19 protein-coding genes, 3 tRNA genes and 2 pseudogenes are annotated in these 19431 nt (G+C 63.7%); 20 read left to right on the top strand and 4 right to left on the bottom strand.

The window, feature by feature from the left end:
- Positions 1–229: 229 nt before the first annotated feature.
- Positions 230–1060: a hypothetical protein gene (locus IPN02_04935; protein MBK9296206.1), complete on the bottom strand. Its 831-nt coding sequence runs from the start codon at positions 1058–1060 to the stop codon at positions 230–232.
- A gap of 534 nt (positions 1061–1594) precedes the next feature.
- Between IPN02_04935 and IPN02_04930 the strand changes: the two genes are divergently transcribed.
- From IPN02_04930 to IPN02_04865, 14 genes and pseudogenes are all read left to right on the top strand, one after another.
- A complete protein-coding gene (locus tag IPN02_04930; protein MBK9296205.1) occupies positions 1595–1954 on the top strand; it encodes a hypothetical protein in 360 nt (119 codons plus the stop codon).
- The gene (locus IPN02_04925) at positions 1951–2229 is read left to right on the top strand and encodes a hypothetical protein (protein MBK9296204.1); all 279 of its coding nucleotides are present in this window, start codon (positions 1951–1953) and stop codon (positions 2227–2229) included. The genes IPN02_04930 and IPN02_04925 overlap by 4 nt, the downstream gene beginning before the upstream one ends.
- A 2-nt stretch (positions 2230–2231) precedes the next feature.
- Positions 2232–2426: a hypothetical protein gene (locus IPN02_04920; GenBank protein MBK9296203.1), complete on the top strand. Its 195-nt coding sequence runs from the start codon at positions 2232–2234 to the stop codon at positions 2424–2426.
- Between the two features lie 442 nt (positions 2427–2868).
- Entirely contained in the window at positions 2869–3072 is a 204-nt protein-coding gene (locus IPN02_04915; GenBank protein ID MBK9296202.1) for a hypothetical protein, read from the top strand.
- Positions 3069–5444 (top strand): hypothetical protein, encoded by a 2376-nt coding sequence (locus tag IPN02_04910; GenBank protein ID MBK9296201.1) that lies wholly within the window; start codon positions 3069–3071, stop codon positions 5442–5444. Before IPN02_04915 ends, IPN02_04910 begins: the two co-directional genes overlap by 4 nt.
- A 283-nt stretch (positions 5445–5727) precedes the next feature.
- On the top strand, positions 5728–6531 hold the full coding sequence (locus tag IPN02_04905) for a replication-relaxation family protein (GenBank protein ID MBK9296200.1): 804 nt from the start codon (positions 5728–5730) through the stop codon (positions 6529–6531).
- A 17-nt stretch (positions 6532–6548) separates the two neighbouring features.
- The gene (locus IPN02_04900; GenBank protein ID MBK9296199.1) at positions 6549–7802 is read left to right on the top strand and encodes a site-specific DNA-methyltransferase; all 1254 of its coding nucleotides are present in this window, start codon (positions 6549–6551) and stop codon (positions 7800–7802) included.
- Positions 7792–8469: an antirestriction protein ArdA gene (locus tag IPN02_04895; protein ID MBK9296198.1), complete on the top strand. Its 678-nt coding sequence runs from the start codon at positions 7792–7794 to the stop codon at positions 8467–8469. The genes IPN02_04900 and IPN02_04895 overlap by 11 nt, the downstream gene beginning before the upstream one ends.
- 70 nt (positions 8470–8539) lie before the next feature.
- Complete coding sequence (locus IPN02_04890) at positions 8540–9328, top strand: hypothetical protein (GenBank protein ID MBK9296197.1); 789 nt, start codon at positions 8540–8542, stop codon at positions 9326–9328.
- Complete coding sequence (locus IPN02_04885) at positions 9318–10463, top strand: glycosyltransferase family 4 protein (GenBank protein MBK9296196.1); 1146 nt, start codon at positions 9318–9320, stop codon at positions 10461–10463. Before IPN02_04890 ends, IPN02_04885 begins: the two co-directional genes overlap by 11 nt.
- A 64-nt stretch (positions 10464–10527) precedes the next feature.
- Complete coding sequence (locus IPN02_04880) at positions 10528–10932, top strand: helix-turn-helix domain-containing protein (protein ID MBK9296195.1); 405 nt, start codon at positions 10528–10530, stop codon at positions 10930–10932.
- Positions 10933–11071: 139 nt separating this feature from the next.
- Entirely contained in the window at positions 11072–11776 is a 705-nt protein-coding gene (locus IPN02_04875; protein ID MBK9296194.1) for an ImmA/IrrE family metallo-endopeptidase, read from the top strand.
- Positions 11773–12279, top strand: a pseudogene (locus tag IPN02_04870) (recombinase family protein). The gene IPN02_04875 and the pseudogene IPN02_04870 overlap by 4 nt, the downstream one beginning before the upstream one ends.
- A gap of 249 nt (positions 12280–12528) precedes the next feature.
- Positions 12529–12858, top strand: a pseudogene (locus tag IPN02_04865) (recombinase zinc beta ribbon domain-containing protein).
- Positions 12859–13311: 453 nt separating this feature from the next.
- Here IPN02_04865 and IPN02_04860 read toward each other — a convergent pair.
- Positions 13312–13476: a hypothetical protein gene (locus IPN02_04860; protein ID MBK9296193.1), complete on the bottom strand. Its 165-nt coding sequence runs from the start codon at positions 13474–13476 to the stop codon at positions 13312–13314.
- Between the two features lie 46 nt (positions 13477–13522).
- A tRNA-Arg gene (locus IPN02_04855) sits at positions 13523–13599 on the bottom strand.
- A gap of 335 nt (positions 13600–13934) precedes the next feature.
- Between IPN02_04855 and IPN02_04850 the strand changes: the two genes are divergently transcribed.
- From IPN02_04850 to IPN02_04835, 4 genes are all read left to right on the top strand, one after another.
- Positions 13935–15485 (top strand): cellulase family glycosylhydrolase, encoded by a 1551-nt coding sequence (locus IPN02_04850; GenBank protein MBK9296192.1) that lies wholly within the window; start codon positions 13935–13937, stop codon positions 15483–15485.
- A gap of 63 nt (positions 15486–15548) precedes the next feature.
- Positions 15549–15625: transfer RNA gene (locus IPN02_04845), tRNA-His, on the top strand.
- Between the two features lie 128 nt (positions 15626–15753).
- Positions 15754–15827, top strand: a tRNA-Lys gene (locus IPN02_04840).
- A gap of 135 nt (positions 15828–15962) precedes the next feature.
- Positions 15963–16436 carry a hypothetical protein gene (locus IPN02_04835; GenBank protein ID MBK9296191.1) on the top strand — a complete coding sequence of 158 codons (474 nt, stop codon included), beginning with the start codon at positions 15963–15965 and terminating at the stop codon, positions 16434–16436.
- A 25-nt stretch (positions 16437–16461) separates the two neighbouring features.
- On the opposite strand, the gene IPN02_04830 is transcribed toward IPN02_04835, so the two are convergent.
- Positions 16462–17763 carry a DUF222 domain-containing protein gene (locus IPN02_04830; protein MBK9296190.1) on the bottom strand — a complete coding sequence of 434 codons (1302 nt, stop codon included), beginning with the start codon at positions 17761–17763 and terminating at the stop codon, positions 16462–16464.
- Positions 17764–17914: 151 nt separating this feature from the next.
- On the opposite strand from IPN02_04830, the gene IPN02_04825 reads away from it, so the two are divergent.
- Positions 17915–18265 carry a hypothetical protein gene (locus tag IPN02_04825; protein ID MBK9296189.1) on the top strand — a complete coding sequence of 117 codons (351 nt, stop codon included), beginning with the start codon at positions 17915–17917 and terminating at the stop codon, positions 18263–18265.
- Between the two features lie 163 nt (positions 18266–18428).
- The gene (locus tag IPN02_04820) at positions 18429–19226 is read left to right on the top strand and encodes a sigma-70 family RNA polymerase sigma factor (GenBank protein ID MBK9296188.1); all 798 of its coding nucleotides are present in this window, start codon (positions 18429–18431) and stop codon (positions 19224–19226) included.
- Positions 19227–19431 lie beyond the last annotated feature (205 nt).

Genomic DNA, 19431 nt, shown 5'->3' with positions numbered 1-19431 from the left:
GCGATCTCACCGTTCCCTCTTTCGGGGGTCAGCTGTCAGTTTGTGGTTGTGTTTTGTCGACATCTTACGTAGACTAGAAACAATATGAACAAATCTACTCGAAACCGTCGTTACGTTATTGCTACAGTAGGACTGGTTATTGTTGTCTTGCTATACCTACTCAACTGGAGCTGGTTATTAGTGCCGGTGGTTGTGCTGGCCATCCTTCTGGCGTTCTGGAGCTGAGAATTCAACGGTTGCCAACTCTCGTAACAAATCGCTCGCCAGAGGAAGTTGGTGGCGAATTTGTAAGCGCTTCGCCGCCAATTCCGACCCTCACCTGCTCCTCCAACCCATACCAATCCGCAATCCTCCTCCAGTCCTCATCAACCAGCAGCAAGAAGTCGGTGCAGGCTCGGATGACCTGGTGGGGCTGGCAGTCGGCCTGGATGCATGGGTGGGTTCGGCTGGTCGGGAAGTGCTCTCGGTCTGTCTGGCTGTCGTCGTGCGTCCAGGTGCATTGGCAGGTTCGTAGCCAGTCTTGCCACTCGTCGTGGGTCACCATGCCGACCTGCTTGTCGGCTGCCAGCAGAGTCAGGAACTGGTGGATCTCGCCGCCCGCTTTTTGGTGCAGGCTGCGTAGGTACGAGTCATCTCGTTGGTTCATCTCACTGACGTGCCAGCCGATGCGGTAAGTGGCATCGGCAACGTCTTGCTCTGCTTCCCCATCACTGAGGAGCCACTGCCCACCGAAGCGTGTCATGAAGCCATCCAGCCGCACCAGAAACGTCGCGTAGTGGAAGAGCGCTGAGCGGCCGTAACCTTCGGCCTGGAACTCTTGGGTGTACCCGTCGGGCCAGTCCTCACTGGGCGGCTGGTCCCACGGTCGGTCTTCTTCGAGCAACGTAGATCGGTAGGCCGTCAGGTCGCCGCCCAGTCCCGAGACGGTGCTCCAGATGCGGTAGTAGGCCTCGAACCGCTCCAGCCAGTTGACGGCCAGGCGTGAGTCGGTCGGTAGACGGCGGGCCATCTCAAGGTGTGTCAGGTGCATCGACCGCCGTTGGATCTGGGCGAGGATCATCTCAGCAGTCTGGGACAGCACTTGAGTCTCGGGCTGTCGACGGAAGTGCTCCAAGCTGACGCCCCATTCAGCGGCTGCCAGGCGGCGTAGCTGGGCGGGTTCTCGGTCTCGGTCGCCTTCGGTCAGTCCGAGGAGTACCCGCGCCGTCAACCCGATCCTCGACTCGCCTAGCTCGACGACGGCGCTTCGGATTAGCTGCTCGATGGATGGTGCGGTGACCGCACGGTCCATCTCAACCAGGTCGAGAGCGCGGACCGACTGGGCCAGCGCAGGGAGGTCCAGCTGACGGAGCTGGAGCAGTCCGTTACGGCGCAGTTGTTTCAGGTCGCTCAGTAGATCATCGAAGAGCGGCGGTTCGACCTGGGGTGGCATGACGCAGCCAGTTCAGCAGAGCCAACCGAGGAACCACCAGAAGACCACCTGAGGGACCACCAGGGCAACCACCACCTGCGGTGCTGTGGTGACGCTCGTCAGGCAACGGAGGACGCTCGAAGGTTTCGGGTGGCGGTCTGGCATCAACCACGGAGGTTGCTCATGTCCGAACTCATTCCCTACTCCCAGCAGTCCAGCGAGGTGGTACCAACCGGTGTCGGTGCACTGGTGGAGCGCAAGGCCGACCGTCTGGCTCGCAAGCAGGTCGAGCAGTTGCAGCGCACCAAGCGGGTCGGGCTGGCTCGGCTGGAGGTGCAGGCACAGCTGGAGTCGGCTCGGGCTCAGGCTGTCGGCTACGTCGGACAGCAGGCGATGCAGACGGTGGCCATGGTGTCGCAGTTGGAAGGACAGCTCGGTATGGCGTGCCCGTTGGCGGTGTCCAGGTTGCAGGGCATTGCTGACATGACGGCGTTGTCGCTGGCTGAAGTGGTGTCCGATGCTGCTCGGAAGATGGGGCGGTGAGCGGGATGATCGTCTTTCTCATCGGAGTGGTGCTGGGCATGCTGGCACTGGGTGGTCTGGTGGTGACCTGGGCGGTATACGCACCTTCGGCTGCTGAGCTGGCCGAGAAGGCTCGGCTGCACGACGAAGCCCAGAAGGCGTCCTGGCGGATGCATCAGCAGGCCACGCAGGCCTTTGCGCAGATGCTGGAGGTGTCACGGCAGCGGCTGCCTGGTGCTTCGCCTGGCGGCGACGGCACCGAGTGGTCCTCCACTGACGAGCAGTGGGAGGACTGAGCATGGCTGAGCCTGGCCCACTGCGCCAACTGTTTCGGTCGGCGTGGTGGGTGGTGCTCAACCTGGTCGGGTTGGTGTTGGTTGGGCAGTGGCTGTGGGAAGTGGTGCAGGGACTGCAACCGCTGCTCCTGGTGGCAGCGGGGTTGGTGCTCGTGCTGAGCGCCCTCGTGGTCTGGCAGCGCTGGCGCTGGAGGTAGGGACGCCCTGCCCTTCGGGCATGGCTCGGATCACAGTGCACAGAGATCAGGGAGCAGACAACAAGGACGGCTCGGTGTCCCGTTTCCCTGTTCGCCACTTTCGTCCTCCGCCCTCCGTCATGTCGACAGTGCCGTCCACGGCGTCAGCAGATCGTCAGCGACGCGGAGACCGCCGGCACCAGCAGGACGAACGAAGCTAATTCCACAACGTCGAAATTTCGAATCGACCAGCTCTGGTAAATGACGAGATTGGACGGTTTGTGGTGGTTGGAGAGCTTGACTGTCGCTTGCAAGCGACGCATAACAATAGATAGGGGTTTGTGGTGAATGGTTGGAGATTTAGAGCTGGGTGGATGTGGGATGTCGCTGGGAAGCATCGCCTAAGAATCAAATATCGAGCGCGGATGCAAAGCAAGGTCAAATGAACGAAAGGAGCGAGGCAATGAGTAAAAATCGGAATAAGGACGCCGGAACAATGAAGCAAGTGGCGAGCAAGCCAGGGGTTCGGATTCGTGCTGTGCGGCGCTCCAAGCCAGATGTGCAGCGGTTGGCGCAGGCGCTCATTGAGATCGCCATGAGTCAGGCGGAAGTAGTGGTGGATGAGCCTGAGGACGACGCTGGTGAAGCGACCAAGGCGGCATCGTGAGACGCCCCGACTTGGTGTGGTGCGAGCTGCGCTTCCCCGCCGAGATGGAGGCAGAGCTGGCGGTTGCCTGGCTGCGCTCGCTGGCGGCACGGGGTCGGGCTGGCTGGTGGTCGGTGGTGCAGCCACTGGTGTTCGAGCTGCGACTGGATGCTGCCGGAGCGAGTTGGTGGGTTGGACTGCATAGGAGCGAAGCGACCGCCCTGCGGCGTCAGTTAGAGGACTGGCTACCTGGTGTGGCGGTGCTGCCCGAGGAAGCAGCGAAGGCGTCTGTGGGCTCTCCGACTGCTTCAGCGGGCACGACGCTGGCCGTTGAGCTGGGGCTGCGCTCCAAGCGACGCACCTTGCGAGCGGAGCTGCAGGCCGAGATTGCACGCGGGCTACTTGAGATCGGGGTTGGGCTGCGTGGCAAGGAGACGGTGGTCGTGCAGTGGCTGGTTGGCGGCTGGCTGGCTCGCTCACCTGTGGCGCCGCCCGCTCATGGGCGGGCAGATGACTCTCCTATCTCAGCTGCTTGGGGATTATTGCGGGGCGAAGCTGCGCCTGTACTGGACAGCGAAGCCACCTTGGCAGCGCGCAAGAAGCAGTCCGAGCAGCTGTTTGCCTGTGTTGGGCGGGTGGCGGTGTGGGCTGCCAGTGGTGGTCGGCGGCAACGTCTGGTGTCCCAAGTGGTCGGCGTCTTCAAGGTGGCCCAGGTGCCTGGTGCCAGCTTGCAGCCGCGCTGGTTGACGTCGTGGTGGGTGCGGTCACGAAGCAATCGGCTGGTGCTGCCACAACTGGATCCGCCGGCAGTGCTGCAAGCAGATGAGCTGGCAGCGGTGCTGGGTTGGCCTCTGGGCCTGAGTGCTGAGCAGGCTCCGAGTGCGGACATGCCAGCGACGCGGTTACTGCGACCGAGCGCACGTGTATGTCGACCACTGGTGGATGAGTCGGTGGACGGAGCGGTTGTCAGCAAGGCGGAAGTCCAACGGCGGTTGCGTCAACGAGTGGTTGCGGTGTCTGCGTTCCCATCGGTCAACGGCACGTTGGTGCTCGATGAAGTATCTGGTCTGCGGCATTTGCATGTGCTGGGACCGTCAGGCGTTGGAAAATCCACGCTGTTGGCAAACCTCATCCTGCAAGACATTGCGGCGCAGCGCGGCGTTGTGGTGGTCGATCCCAAGGGCGATCTTGTCGACGACGTGCTGCGCCGCTTGCCCAGCCATGCGCTGGAGCGAGTTGCGGTGTTGGATCCGACCGACCGAGCGCCGTTGGGTATCAACCCGCTGGCGGGTGGGACTGGTGGCCCGGGATCAGGGCTGGCGGTGGAAGGACTGTTCGGGGTGTTGCATTCGCTGTGGGCTGAGTCGTGGGGACCACGGCTGGGAGATGTGCTGCACGCTGGGTTGCTGACGTTGGCACTGGAACCTGGGCACAGCCTGGTGGAGCTGCCGCTGCTGTTGACCAACCCTGGCTTCCGTCGTCCGTTGGTGGCGCTGGCACGACAGCGAGACCCGCTGGGACTGGCCGGGTTCTGGGGCTGGTTCGACGAACTGTCACCTGGGCAGTCGGCTCAGGTGCTGGCGCCGGTCATGAACAAGCTGCGCAGCTTCTTGTTGCGACCTGACCTGCGGGCGGTGCTCGGACAGACCGAGCCACGCTTCGGCCTCAGCGAGATCTTCGGAGCGGAGGCGGCGCTAGGTCGAGCATTGTTGGTTCGGCTGCCGCGGGGTGAGCTGGGGGCTGAGGCTGCCACGCTGCTGGGAAGCTTGGTGTTGCACCAGGTCTGGCAGGCCAGCCAGGCCCGATCAGGAATGCGCAGCGGTAAGCGCTCGCCCGTCTTCGTCTACCTCGATGAGTTTCAGGACCTGCTGCGACTGCCGCTGGCGCTGGGCGAGGCGTTGGTGCAAGCGCGGGGTCTGGGGGTCGGGTTGGTGCTGGCACACCAGCATCTCGGACAACTCAGCCCAGAGGTGCGGGCAGCAGTGTTGGCCAACGCAGGCAGTCGGGTGGTGTTTGGACTGGACCACGACGACGCCGTGCTCATGAGTAAGCGCTCGGGCGGAACACTTCAGCCGAGCGACTTCGCTGGCTTGCCTGCCTTCGAGGCCTACGTCGACCTGGTGTCAGGCAACCAGGCCAGCGGCTACGCCTCGGCACGAACGGTGCCGCTGACCGCCGCCCAGCGTTCGCTCAGTTCGGTGCTCAGCACCAATCGTCGACGGGTTGGAGTGGATCGGCGGGAAACCGAGCGACGGCTGAGCGAGTTGGTTGAAGGTTCGGGTGGTGGCAGTGACGTCAATGGGCGATCCACGACCGCCGCTGGCGGTCCGAGTGCTGACGCTTTCGGGGACTTCGGGACCATCCCAGGTAATGACGATGGGGGTCGGTCGTGAACCGCCTGTTGAGCGCGCTTAAGTCGGGAGTTTCTCGCTCTTGGGGGCTCTTCTGCCACCTGCTCTCTGCTTCCTGCTCCATGCCCCTCCGGGGCGTTCGCGTCGGTCTTCGCGTCCCTGCGCTGAGCCAGGGGTCGCTTCCCATTGGGGCGACTGCGTTCTGGCACCGAGAACTGCCGTTGACTGTCTCCCCTTCTTGGGGTGAGCAGGCCGTGAGGTGGCGCTGGGAACCGGTGCTGGGCGTCGTATTGGGTGGTTGGTCATGAGTCGGCGCCGAGCACCAGTGGCCGAACCGTCGAAGCGTGACCTTGCGGTGCTGCGAGATGTTGGGCGACTGGGCCATGCCAGTGCCGACCAACTGCGCCGACTGCACTTCGCTGAAGGGTCTGAGGTCGGTCGGCGACGCCGAGCGCAGGCGGTGCTGCGAAGACTGAGCGAGGACGGCTACCTGCACCGACTGCCGCGGCGGGTCGGTGGCAGCGGAAGCGGTTCGGCCGGGTTTGTCTACTGCCTCGGCTACCGAGGGCAGCGACTGGTCTTCCCTGCGCTGTTTCCAGGCCGACGGGCCCGAACGCCCGAGGAGGTTGGCACCAGCTTCGTCGGGCACAGCCTGGCGGTGGCCGAGCTGGTAGCGGCGTTGGTGGAAGCCGAGCGGGAGGAGCGCTGCTCGGGTATGGCGCTGGAAACCGAACCATCGTGTTGGCGGGACTACCTCGGGCTCCATGGGGCCAAGCGGAGTCTGCGCCCTGACCTGGGCGTGCGGCTGAGTGTCGGCGGGCAGCAGCTGGTCTGGTTCGTAGAGGTGGATCGAGGCACCGAAGGGCTGCGACGGATCCGAGCCAAAGGACGGCAGTACCTCGAGTACTGGCGCACTGGCCAAGAGCAGCAGCAGCTCGGTGGGGTCTTCCCCAAAGTGCTCTGGTCGGTGCCCGACCGACGGCGGAAAGAGCTGTTGCTGCGCACGCTGGCGGAGCTGCCGCCACCTGGAAGCGAGATGTTCGAGGTGAGGACGGCGAAGGGCAGCGCATCGCTGCTGCTCGGTGACGAGATGGAAGCAAACGAAGGAACGGAAGGAGACGAAGCATGACGAAGAACGAAGGACGAATGGAGAAGGCAGACGGCCAGGGCGCAGAGCTGCAAGGGGCTGCAGGTCGACCAACGAGCGGCGCTGCCGCTCGGACAGATAAGGAAGTGGTTGAGCTGGTCGAGGCAGATGAGGTCGGTGGTCGGGGTGGTTGTGGGCGGATTCTGCTTGGTGACGCGCTGGAACGGCTGCAGGAGCTGTCGACGGGATCGGTCGACACTGTGGTGACCTCGCCTCCCTACTTTCTGCTGCGCAACTACGGAGTGGATGGACAACTGGGTGCGGAGCAGACGGTTGCCCAGTGGGTGTCAGGGCTGCGGGCGGTCATGGCCGAGGTGGCACGAGTCCTCAAGGAGGACGGGTCGGTCTGGTTGAACCTGGGTGACACCTACTCCCGCCATGACAAGCACGGTGCCCCGCCCAAGAGTCTGCTGCTGGGGCCTGAGCGGCTGCTGGTGGGACTCATTGAAGACGGCTGGGTGGTCAGAAACAAGCTGGTCTGGGCCAAGCCCAACCCGATGCCCGCCTCGGTACGGGATCGGCTGAGCTGCACCTGGGAGCCGATCTACCTGTTGGTGCGTTCACGCAGCTACTTCTTTGACCTGGATGCGGTGCGGGTGGCGCCAACTGAGGGGACGACTCGCAAGAAGCCATCGGGCAAGCGTGGATGTGCCGCCAAGTACGAGGCGGCAGCTGGTGGTCGGCCGAGCTGGTCGGGACCGCTGGCCGGGGACAATTCAGGGCTGAGTGCGATGAAGCGGGCTGGGCGGTCGTCGCATCCGCTGGGCAAGAACCCAGGTGATGTCTGGACACAACCGACTGCCGCCTACCGCGGTGCCCACTTCGCCACCTTCCCCGAAGGGCTGGTCGAGCGCCCACTGCTGGCAGGCTGCCCGGAACGGACCTGTCTGAGCTGTGGGACGGCTTGGCGGCGACCGCCACTGGAGCAGCGGCTCGGTTCGTTGGCAGTACGAGCGGTGGTCAGAAAGTCCTGTAGTTGCGCCAAACGAGACTGGCAACCAGGGCTGGTGCTCGATCCGTTCATGGGGGCGGGCACGGTCGGCGTGGTGGCGGAGCGGCTGGGACGGCGCTGGCTGGGAATTGAGCTCAGTGAGGAGTTCATCGGGCTGGCTGAGCAGCGGATCGCTGGCGCTCGCGCCGAGCGTGAGGCAGCAACGGAAACGGTGGTCGACACCACGACGGTCGTCGACGGAGAGAAACAAGCACGTAACGGGCGCGGAGCGACCCGAGAGGAGGTGGAACATGAGGATTGACGAGACGAGCGGAGCACAGCAAGCAGAGGGTGCGGTGGACGCGGCAGATGACGAGGTGGTCCAGGCTGCTGTGCATGGAGAAGAAGGGCGACTGAGTCGAGAACGGCCTCCGACTCCGCCCCGCATCTACCTGGCATCGCTGACCGACTACAACGCCGGGGTCCTACATGGGCGCTGGGTCGATGCAGACCACGAGGCTGAGATTCTCGGTGAGGTTGCCCAGGAGATGCTGGCAGAATCACCGACGGCTGAGCGGTATGGGGAGGTTGCTGAGGAGTACGCCGTCCACGACTACGAGGGTTTCGGCAACGTGCGCATCGGTGAGTACCAGTCGCTGGCGGAAATTGGCGAGCTGGCGCAGGGCATTGTCGAGCACGGCGCTGCCTTCGGGGTCTGGTGGGATGACATTCGGGACATGGCGCCCGAGGATGATCCGTTCCACAGCTTCGAGGAGCGCTTTGAGGGGGAATTCAGCTCCACCACTGAGTGGGCTGAGTCGATGCTCGACGACATGGGGGTGTCGATCGACCACTTCCCTGGCGTACCCGAAGGACTGTGGCCGTATGTGCAGCTGGATGTTGAAGGCTGGGTACGAGACATGGAGATGAATGGGGAGATACGGGTGGTTGAGGGAGGACGTGGGGTGTATGTGTTTGGGTTGTTGTAGCTCACCGTTCGTGGTTGCGCCGCCCCTTGGTACGCTGGCCGGTTCATCCATGCGGCGGTTGGAGGCTCAGATGAACGACGTGACAGACGAACCGCAGCAGAGAGAATCGAACGATCCGACCTTCTGGTCTCGACAGTTGGAGATTCTGTACAGCGTGCTGCTCAGTGCATCGCTCGGGGTGGCGCTCGGAACCGGGCTACCCGACGCAACTTGGACGGAGTTTCAAGGAGCCCGAACCGTTTGGGCGGTGACCATCCTCGGCGTCACGGCCGTGTCGATCGACGCATGGTACAACCTCAATCAGATCATTCGGAGCGCAAAATTCGGTAGAAGCCAGGGAGTGCAAACAGGCATTCTTGCGTTGTCGTTCCTCGTCTTTACGTTCTTCCCATTTCAGTTCCTGGTCCGCCAAACTGCTGGCACCAACATTTGGATGGCGGTCGTTCCTATCTCGGCGTTGGTCATCAACCTGATAGCAATCTGTCTTCTCCAAGCCATCTTCATGAAGGTGGCAGAGGTCAAACGACGTAACCCGCCGACAAAGGGCGCAACTGTGGACATCGAACTGTCGCAGGATGCCCGGTCGATGTTTGGAGACAAACAGCTCGACCTGCTCGCCTTCTCACGGTTCCTACTAGCTGTCGCATTCGCTGTGCTGTACTTGGCAGCCTTCTCGCCAGTCAACGCGAAGGCATCGGCCATGTCGACTTGGCCCGCATTTGCGGTCGTCGGACTTTGGGCGATTTGGCGCGTTCTGGAGCACACGGTCGGCCTATGGGTGATTGTCCAATATTGGCAAAAGTTTACTAAAAGGACTACAATTGATGTAGAAGGTACGGAAAAGCCAAATGAGTATTGAACGTCTCGCGTTAGTTACGGATGGGCCGATTGAACGCCAGGATGGCGTGCAACGCTACACGGCAACAGTCGGTGAATGGATGGCCGACCAAGGCATCGACGTTCACTACTTTACGAGTGGACCGCGCTCCGAACCCTACGAGGCGCACTCGGGAACCGTTCACACCCTCGCACGCACAGTGTCGATGTCTGGAAATGGTAATGAGTTCGGAGCTGCAGTCTTCCCCCGGCGTGCGCAGCGAAGTATGGATCTGCTCCGTGAGGGCGGATTCGATATTGCCCATGTGCAACTGCCCGATGGGCCCTTTGTAGGGGCTCGGGTTAGGCGAGCGCTGGGAAGGACCGCCACTGCGGTGGTCGGCACCTATCACTTGATGCCTATGGGAAAGTCGGACGAGGTTCTACTCGGGGCTGTCGGCCGACTGAGTAGACACCTTGATCGCAAGCTCGACGGCCTAACGGCCACTTCGGGGATGGTTGCCGAGTTTGCCTCGTCGGTCACTGGGCGAGCGTGCGACGTCGTGCCCCCACCTGTTCAGTTGGGATCGGTTACCAAAACCACTCACACGGATCCGGTCATCACCTACACCGGTCGTCTCGCGAAACGAAAGGGAGTTGAGTCCTTGCTGCACGGCTACGCCGAGCTTGCGAACCAATGGAGCGATGCTCCTCCCTTGCAGCTAATTGGCGATGGTCCAGAGCGGCACCGCCTGGAACGGATCACGGGCCAACTCGGGCTGCAATCACGGGTGTCTTTTCTAGGCCGTCTCTCGGATGACGAAATGGTTGACCATCTGCGTCGATCCGCGATGGCCGTCTACCCAGCCATCGGCGGCGAGAGTTTCGGTCTCGTTCTAGTGGAAGCAATGAGATCCGGCGTCCCAGTCATTGCTGCTTCCAACCCAGGCTACGCAAGCACCTTGCAGGGGCATGAAAGCCAACTCTTTCCGCCATCCAACCCCGGAGCTTTCGCTGAGGCTGCCCGAAGGGTCCTATCTTTAGATAATGCAGAACGCAAAGAGCTTATTACGAAGCAACACGTCACTGCAGAACAGTTCAGCCTGAACCAGGTCGGACCAGCACTAATCGAATCCTATGAGCAAGCCATGGTATCCCTACATGCTGTTGTAGAATGAACAAATACTGTTTACCATTCGCGACGTGGAGCGTACAATTGTAGTAGAACGAAAGGAAGTGGAGATGGCAGATAGCAATACGAAACAGATTGAACCAGATGGGGTACGTCTCGGTGACGCGATTCGTAGGGCACGAGAGGCTCTGGCACTGTCGCTTCGTCAGCTGGCGCCACTGGTGCAGCTGCACCACTCCTTCCTGGCACGGCTGGAGGCCGGGGACTACCAAACGGCCAAGCCTGCGGTGCTCCAGCGACTCAGCCGGGTGCTGGAGCTGGACGAGCGGGACTTGTTCGCCCTGGCAGGGCTGGATGCTCCCGAAGGACTCCCGGCCTTCACACCGTATCTGCGAGCCAAGTACGACATGAGCGACGAGGCAGCCCAAGCCTTGCATGAGTACTTCAGCTTCGTCAGCGAGAAGTACGAGGTCAAAGAGCGAGGCAAGCCTGGCGGCGACCAGCGGGCTGCGTGAAACTTCGAAAGAAGTATCAAGGGGCAGGAAGGATGCGAATCGACCACCATCAATGCTGGATGGTTGGAGCTTCGCCCCTCCCTACTTTCTACCAACTATGAACTACCAACTAACAACGACTTCCACGAAAGGGGGCACTATGACAACACAATCTACGACACTGAACCTGGCAGCTCTGTCGACAGCGGCCTTGCCTCGTCACCAAGTCTTGGCAGCGGTGCGCGCCCTGATGCCGCCCCGCCCGCTGGAAGTTCACGAAGCTCGCTCTATTGCTGAGCGTCAAGCGGGACGGCTGCGCAACTTGCTGGATCTGGATGGCCCGATGGTCGACCTCGATGCGGTGGCGTCGTTGCCACGGCTCCACGTGCGTTCCCAGGTTGGGCTACCGGTGTCGGGGTTCTCTGAATGGAGTCGCAGTCGTTGGGTGATCGCCATAAACGGCGATGACCACTGGACGAGGCGACGCTTCACGCTGGCGCATGAACTCAAGCACGTGCTGGACAATCCGTACATTGAGATGCTCTACCCAGGACGGGATGGAGCACCGTCGGGTCAGCGAGCAGAGACCATCTGCGACTACTTCGCCGCCTGCCTGCTCATGCCACGACTATCTGTCAAGGCAGCCTGGGGGCAGGGCAACCAGCGACCTGACGACCTGGCGGCACACTTTGGGGTGTCCCGAGCTGCCATGGGACTGCGGTTGCACCAGTTGGGACTGACCAGCACCAGGCGACGTTGCGGCGGGGTTGGCAGTCTGGCGAAGGGGCGCCGCTACGAACGAGCGGCAGCACCTGCTGTCTGGCCTTCCTTTGGGCTGGCGACAGCGCAAGGATCGCTGACATGACCGCCACCACGACCAACCAGACCGACCCAGCAGCCCGCCCGACGCGGGCTGTTTTGTACCTGCGGGTCAGTACCGCTAAGCAAGCTAAGACTGATCTGGACCCTGAGGGATTGTCGCTGCCCGCCCAGCGGGAGTCATGCCTCCGCAAGGCCGAGGAGTTGGGGGCTGAAGTGGTCGATGAGTACGTCGACCGTGGTGAGTCGGCCAAGACAGTCGACCGGCCACAGTTTCGCAAGATGGTCAGTCGAGTGCAGGCCGACCGAGATATCGACTACGTCATCTTGGACAAGATCAACAGGTTCGCTCGGAACCGTCGAGACGACGCCAACATGCTGTTCGAACTACGAGCGGCTGGCGCCACCGTGATCTCGGTCAAGGAGAACATCGACGACACGCCTGCAGGCATGCTGATGCACGGCATCCTGGCAACGCTGGCCGAGTACGAGTCGCGCAACAACGGCACCGAAGCGCTCAAGGGAATGACCCGCAAAGCCCAGGTCGGTGGCACGCCGGGGAGAGCCCCGATCGGGTACCTCAACGTCCGACTGCCCGTACCTGGACAACCCAGAGGTATGGCAGACGTTGAAGTTGATCCTGAGCGGGCGCCGCATGTGCGCTGGGCATTCGAGCAATACGCCACCGGGGAATGGACCACGCAGTCACTGGCCGATGCCCTCGATGCACGGGGCCTGCGCTCGGTGTCAGTCGGCAAGCGACCATCCAAGCCGCTACTCAAGTCGCGGGTGGCCCACATGTTGGGGAATCGGTACTACGTCGGAACGGTGACGTTTCGAGGAGTGCAGTACAAGGGACGCCACGAGCCGATCGTGGACAAGGCACTGTTCGAACGAGTCCAGACGGTGCTCAGGGTCAAGGCAACCACTGGCGAGAAGACGTCGAAGCACCACCACTACCTGAAGGGCACGGTGTTCTGCGGGGAGTGCCATTCTCGGTTGGTGTTCTCCCGCAACCGTGGCAACGGTGGCAGCTACGACTACTTCAAGTGCATGGGACGACAGAACGGTGTCGCCTGCACGGTCGGGTACGTCCGAGCCGACTGGCTGGAGAGCCAAGTTGATACCGAGTGGCAACAGAACGTCTTCCCCACCGAGCTGGCAGCCGAGCTACGTGGGGCGGTGCTGGCTCGGCTCCAGGTCATGCACCAAGGTGCCAGCGAGCAGCTGGGAGTCCAAACCAAGCGGTTGCAGGACCTGGATGGTGAACGGTCGACGCTGCTGAAGGCCCATCTGGCGGGAGCGGTGCCACTGGATCTGTTGAAGTCGGAGCAGGATCGGATTGCTCGGGAGATGAGCCAGGCACAGGTGGAGATAGCGGCGGCGTCGATGGAGTCCGCCGAGGTGGAACGGACGCTCAATGCTGCGTTGAAGCTGGCCGAGGATTGCCAGGAAACCTACCTGGATGCCAAGCCAGTCAGACGGCGGGAGCTGAACCAGGCGTTCTTCGAGCGCATCGAGGTGGTGCCAGATGAAGGTGTTGAGCTGACGCTCAACAGTCCATTCAGGGAACTGCGGGAGCTACGGGGACTCCGAGACGGCGACGAGGAAGCCACTGGACGACTGGATGGCGTGCTCGGTCGTCAGGGTTCGGCCGGGAATGAAGAAGCTCCAGCCGAGTGGGCTGGAGCTGAAGATGAGGTCGTTGGATGGGAGCCGACGGACGGCTGGGAGAGCGATGTCCAACGGGGGCGACGGTACTGCCGTACCGATGGTTGGAACATGCGTGATTTGGTGCCCCCGGCAGGACTCGAACCTGCAACCGTCGGATTAGAAGTCCGATGCTCTATCCAATTGAGCTACAGGGGCCAGCACGGGATCGGCGACGGGCATAGGCCCAGCGCCGCCGGTACCCACGCACTTTATGGGCTGACCCGAGGTCGAGCCCCACGTGGGCACGATGCCGGTCCCGTCGGACCATCGGCGATCCGGCAACGTTGCGTCGCTGGTGGTGCGTCCGTCGCCCAGAGGGTGTTTGCGCCGAGTCCAGTATGCTCAGCGCCGATTCGTACACAGAAAGCGTTCAAGTCGCCACCGATGGCGGCGAGAGCTCCGGAGCGAAAGCGCAACTCACGACCATGTCTCAAGCGAACGGGCCCCTGTCGACGACGATCGCGACGAAGCGCTACCTCAGGCTGAGCCTGATGGCGACAGTGTGTGCTGCGCTGCTTGCGCTGGCCCCGATCGGCACCGCCGGCGCCCAGGACGAACCCGCCTGGGATGCGTGGGACCAGGTGACCGGCAACAACGGATCCGAGTACATCGCCGACAGCCAGGGTCGGGCGCTGCAGTTGCGGGGTGTCAACATCAAGACGGGCAATCCCGCAGACGGCGCTCGCGATGAGGTGCTGGACGCCATCGCAGCTCGCGGCTTCAACCTGCTGCGGCTGTCGCTCTTCTGGGAACAGTTGGAGCCGCAGCAAGGCGACTTCGATCAGGCCTACCTCGACGACATCGACGCCGTGATCACTGCGGCCGAGCAGCGCGGCATCTGGGTGGTCGTCAGCTTCCACCAGGACACATTCGGGTCGGCCTTCGGCGGCCATGGCATCCCACCGTGGGCCACCAAGGATGACGGCCTGCCCTTCGAGCCCACGGGCAGCTTCCTCACCGACTACCTCCAGCCGGGCGTGCAGGCGGCCTGGGAGAACCTGTACGAGGATCCCGAAATCCGTGCCGCCCAGGCCAACGCATGGACCCATGTCGCCGCCGAGTACGCGGATCACCCCAACGTGATCGGTTACGACCTACTGAACGAACCGTTCGGGAAGATCCGAGAAGGCGAGGACCTGCTCACGGCCGCCAAGCGGGTCGAGTCGGTGCAACTGACCGCCATGTACCAACGCCTCACCGACGCGATCCGCACGGTCGATGCTCGGTCTTGGATGTTCATCGAGGCCCCCAATCTGGCCTCCCTTGGCATCTCCACGTCGCTCGGTCGGGTCAACGACGAGCGGGTGGTGTTTTTCCCTCACTTGTACAACACCGACATCGAGTTCGAGATCTACAACGGTTCCGGCGACCCCAGCGGCTTCAACCCAGACTTCTTCGAAGGTTGGGCGACGGCAATCGCCACCTATACGGACACGTATCCGGTGCCGATGATGGTGGGCGAGTGGGGTGTCCCCACCCCCTACCCCGGCATCGACCGCTACATCGCCGAGGTGCTTGAGACGATGGAGGCGACCACTTCCGGGTGGGCCCAGTTCAACGGCTGTTTTGGTGAGGGATACTGCACCTTCGGGCCCGAGGGTCAAGATCGCGAGCAGATCGACCAGATCGTCCAGCCCTTTGCCCGGGCGATCGCCGGCGCACCCGACGATCACCACTTCGACCCGGCGACGCGCACCCTTCGGGTCACCTTCGCCGACAACGATGCGACGGGCCCCACCGAGATCGTTGTGCCGGCGGCCAAGCGCTACCCCGACGGCTGGCGTCTGGATGTCGACGAGACGACGGTGGAGCCCGCCGTCGAGCGGCTGGCGCCCGGACTGGACCTCATCTCGGTCGATGTCCCCAAGGACGGCTCGACTCACACCCTGTGCCTCACGCCCGAGGAGGCCCCGCAATCGTGCGCACCGCCAGCGCCGGAGATCGAGCCAGCCCCGTCCACAGACAGCGACCCAGCCCCAGACAACGGTCGACCGTCGACGGCCAATGTGGCCGACCCGTTGGCCGCCAGGTTCACCGGCTGACCCGCTACTGGCGCAACCAACTTCCACACCGACGGGCCCAGGGCCTAGCATTGGGTGCACTTGGTGGGCGTAGCTCAGCTGGTTAGAGCGCCAGGTTGTGATCCTGGAGGCCGGGGGTTCGAGTCCCCTCGCTCACCCCACCGACGACCGCCCGGCCCTGTGGGTCGGGCGGTCGTTTCGCGCCCGGCCTGCCGGTGGACGACGAGCCATTCGCCACGACAGTTTCGTTGGTGGCGCGTGGCGCTCGGGCTGTACAGTGGTCGGTCTTGCGCCTCTAGCTCAATTGGTTAGAGCGTCGGACTCTTAATCCGTAGGTTCCGGGTTCGAGTCCCGGGGGGCGTACAAAACCGAGACCCCAGGTCACACCGGACTTCCGGGAGACCTGGGGTTTCGTTTGTCCCGGCGAGGCGTGGGTACCGCTCCTCGACCCTCTGGCTCTTTCGGCCCTCCCCACACCTTTCCCCTGAGGAGCCATCCGTGAAGCCACTGCGTCCCTACTTACTCTCGATCACGTTGGTTGCGTCGATCGGATTGGCCGCGTGCGGCGGCTCCGACGAGGCCGACAGCACGGGCGACTCCGTGAGCGCGACGACCGCCGAGGCCACGACGACCACCGTCGCAGCCCCGACTTCGGAGCCACCCGAGACGAGCGAGCCGAGTACCACCGTGCCCAGCAGCCCGACCACGGCCACCCCCGGCCCGCCGACCGACGCCCCCGCCGCCTCGGAACTGGCCGGCTTCGAGGAGTACGCCGTGCTCCAAAGCACGATCGGCAACCTCGACTCCCTGACCCCGGAGATCGAGACCGATAACCCGAACACGCGGGTGATCCTGTACGCCGACGCCGACGGGCGGAAGGTGTACAAGTCGATCTACGTCAAGCGCAACAATCGTCTGAAGGTCATCGACCTCAACGGTGGCGGCCCGCCTCTGTACAACGACACGATCTAGTCGCCAGCGCCGCCGAGAAGCCCGGTCATTCCAGCTGTGATCCGTCGGGCCGGATCGTGTGCCAGTTGCCGGTGGGGTCTCGGTGGATTTGGAAGCCCTTCTGTTTCCAGCGGTTGTGTTTGCCGCACAGCGGGGCTGCGTTGGAAGGACTGGTCGGGCCACCACGGCCGTATTCGGTGAGGTGGTCGACCTCACAGGCGCTGGCCGGGACGGTGCAGCCCGGCCACACACAACAGGTGTGCCCGGCGGTGGCGGCTGTGCGGGCCGAACCGGTGAACCGTCGGGCCCGGCCGAGGTCGATGACCACACCGGCGGCATCGACGATCACGCGGCGGATCTGGGCGGCGAGACCGTCGAGGCTGTTGGTGGCCGCTTCGGTCGGGTCAACGCCGTGACCGTCACCGGTGCGACACATGAACGTGTCCGGATCGAACCTCGGGGCCCGGTCGGCGTCGAGCGCCCTGAGCATCTCTTGATAGGCCGCGGCCGACCAGTGAATGTTGTGGACGAACCCCGGAGGGACGGCCCCGGCCGGTGAGCCGGCTGCGTCTTGGAACAGCCGGTGGAGCGCGTCGGCGCGCCGTTGGGGTGCGGTCCGCTCCAGGTCGGCGTTGGTGACGGCGTCGCCGAAAATGGCCTTGGCCTGGTTCCAGTCGGTTTGAAACTCGGCATCGACGTAGTGGTCGAGGATCTCGCGCATCTCGGCGCCCTGCAGCGACGCGTAAAACCCGGTGAGGTCCCACGAGCCGTCCCACGGGTTGGGGACCAGTTTGGCGTCACGGTTTGTGTGGTTGCGTTCGTTGGCCGGTTCGGGGCCGTCCTCGTCGATCAACCGCTCCCACTGGCGGGTTTTCGACTCGAACTGCTTCGCCGACATCGTTTCGGCGTCAGCCAGGAACTCATCCTGGCGGGCCTCCATGGCCGGCGCAACACGCTCGTTGGCGTGGACCCGCCCCAGCAGGTGCATCTGGTCGGTGCCGATCTCACCATGGGCCCAAGCATCGGCCAACTTCGGCAGGTCACGACATGCCCGCGCAGTCTTCTCACGGGCTGCCGCCTCGCCACCGGACAGCTTGGCGTGGTGTTTGGCCATCACCGTGGCCGAGGCGTGCCCATCGTCGACGTACAGGCCGTCACGGTCGATCGCACCCACCAGGCCGGTGGCCGCAGCGTCGACCCGACGGCGCAACACCTCGAGCTCACGCAACCACACGATGGCGTCCTTGCCGTCGATCGGCACCACCCCGGCCGCAAACAACCGATCGAGACCGACATTGATCCCGTCGATCGCAGCAACCGCATCGTGTGCCAACACCATCGAACCCATGTACCCCAGTATGAGGCGACACAGGGACAACCAACCCTCGAATCCACCTGCTCCTCAAAGAAATCTCGTCGATCCTGTCGATCGCTGCCGGTTCGTTCGTTGTACTGGTGTCTGGCAGAGTGCCGGACACCAAAACGATGGAGACGACAACATGGCGCAGTACCTGCTTTCGGTGTGGCACGCTGAGGACGACGAGGTCTACCCGGACGACGAGACGATGCAGAGGGCCTTCGCCCAGGTCGACCGGTTCAACGAGTCGCTGCAGGCCAGCGGATCGTGGGTGTTCGCCGGCGGGCTGCAGCCGGCCTCGTCCGCCAGCGTGGTGAGGGCGACCGAGGCGGGCATGTCGGTCACCGATGGTCCCCTCGCCGAGGCCAAGGAGCAGATCGGTGGATTCTGGATCATCGATGTCGCCGACCTGGACGCCGCCCTCGAGTGGGCACGCAAGGGCTCCGAGGCGTGCATGAACCCCGTCGAGGTTCGCCCGCTGCAGGGCGAATAGACCGACAGCGCCCACCGCTCCAGTCGTGACCCACCTCCGCCCGTCCGATGCCCAACCGCCCAACGGTCGACCTCGCGATACTCGGCCGCTGCGGTCGAAGCCGTTCGACAGCGGCGCGTTCGACGCGATCTACCGGGCGGAGGTGGGCCGGTGCACGGCCACGATGGTGCGGGTGCTCGGCGACATCGACCTCGCCGAGGACGCCGTGGGCGAGGCTTTCGCCATCGCTGCGCAGCGATGGCCGGACAGCGGCATCCCGCCCAACCCGGGCGCATGGATCACCACGACGGCGCGCAACCGGGGCATCGACCACGTCCGTCGCGAGGCCAAGCGACCTCAGCACCACCGGGCCGCCCACCACCTGGCGACGATCGCGACCGACCAGCCGGATCCACCGGTGATCGACGAGCTGGGCGACACCGACGTGGTCGCGGACGATCAGTTGCGGCTGATCTTCCTGTGCTGTCACCCGGCCCTGGCGCCCGACACGCAAGTAGCGCTCACCCTGCGGTTGCTCGGGGGGTTGCAGACCGACGAGATCGCCCGGGCCTTTCTGGTGCCCGCGGCCACCATGGCCCAGCGCCTGGTGCGGGCCAAGCGCAAGATCCGCCACAACCACATCGCCTACCGGATACCGGCCGACCACGAACTCCCCGACCGCCTCGGCGCCGTGATGGCCACGATCTACCTCATCTACAACGAAGGGCACACCGCCACCTCCGGCCCCAGTTTGGTCCGAACCGAGCTGGCCGCCGAAGCGATCCGGCTGGCCCGGCTGCTCACCGAGCTGATGCCGGACGAACCTGGGGTCGTCGGCCTGCTGGCATTCCTCCTGCTCACCGAGTCACGTCGGCCTGCCCGCACCGACGTCGACGGATTGCCGGTCCGTCTGGGCGACCAGGACCGCGACCGCTGGGATCGTGGGATGATCGACGAGGGCCACCGCCTGGTACCTCGGTGATCGTGCGTGTCGAGATCGACCGGCTCGGCGGCGGCGGACCCTGGATCAGCGCCTGACCACTCTCATCGACCCAGTGCTGCCCTCTCTCGCATCTGAAGCCCGCACGCCGCCCACCTCGGCGCGCATCCGACGCAATGTTCAGAGCTGGAGCGGCAGACAGGCCAGGCGAGCCCCGGCCATCCCGTTTGGCATCCTCGCCATCGCA

The organism is Candidatus Microthrix subdominans (genome assembly GCA_016719385.1).
GTDB classification, from domain to species: Bacteria; Actinomycetota; Acidimicrobiia; order Acidimicrobiales; family Microtrichaceae; genus Microthrix; species Microthrix subdominans.
This window is presented reverse-complemented; position numbering and strand designations above follow the sequence as displayed.

Coding starts and splice junctions, on each gene's coding strand:
- IPN02_04935 (MBK9296206.1), bottom strand. CDS start 1,060: ATGATCCTCGCCCAGATCCAACGGCGGTCGATGCACCTGACACACCTT.
- IPN02_04930 (MBK9296205.1), top strand. CDS start 1,595: ATGTCCGAACTCATTCCCTACTCCCAGCAGTCCAGCGAGGTGGTACCA.
- IPN02_04920 (MBK9296203.1), top strand. CDS start 2,232: ATGGCTGAGCCTGGCCCACTGCGCCAACTGTTTCGGTCGGCGTGGTGG.
- IPN02_04915 (MBK9296202.1), top strand. CDS start 2,869: ATGAGTAAAAATCGGAATAAGGACGCCGGAACAATGAAGCAAGTGGCG.
- IPN02_04900 (MBK9296199.1), top strand. CDS start 6,549: ATGGAGAAGGCAGACGGCCAGGGCGCAGAGCTGCAAGGGGCTGCAGGT.
- IPN02_04895 (MBK9296198.1), top strand. CDS start 7,792: ATGAGGATTGACGAGACGAGCGGAGCACAGCAAGCAGAGGGTGCGGTG.
- IPN02_04890 (MBK9296197.1), top strand. CDS start 8,540: ATGAACGACGTGACAGACGAACCGCAGCAGAGAGAATCGAACGATCCG.
- IPN02_04885 (MBK9296196.1), top strand. CDS start 9,318: ATGAGTATTGAACGTCTCGCGTTAGTTACGGATGGGCCGATTGAACGC.
- IPN02_04880 (MBK9296195.1), top strand. CDS start 10,528: ATGGCAGATAGCAATACGAAACAGATTGAACCAGATGGGGTACGTCTC.
- IPN02_04875 (MBK9296194.1), top strand. CDS start 11,072: ATGACAACACAATCTACGACACTGAACCTGGCAGCTCTGTCGACAGCG.
- IPN02_04850 (MBK9296192.1), top strand. CDS start 13,935: ATGGCGACAGTGTGTGCTGCGCTGCTTGCGCTGGCCCCGATCGGCACC.
- IPN02_04830 (MBK9296190.1), bottom strand. CDS start 17,763: ATGGGTTCGATGGTGTTGGCACACGATGCGGTTGCTGCGATCGACGGG.
- IPN02_04825 (MBK9296189.1), top strand. CDS start 17,915: ATGGCGCAGTACCTGCTTTCGGTGTGGCACGCTGAGGACGACGAGGTC.
- IPN02_04820 (MBK9296188.1), top strand. CDS start 18,429: ATGGTGCGGGTGCTCGGCGACATCGACCTCGCCGAGGACGCCGTGGGC.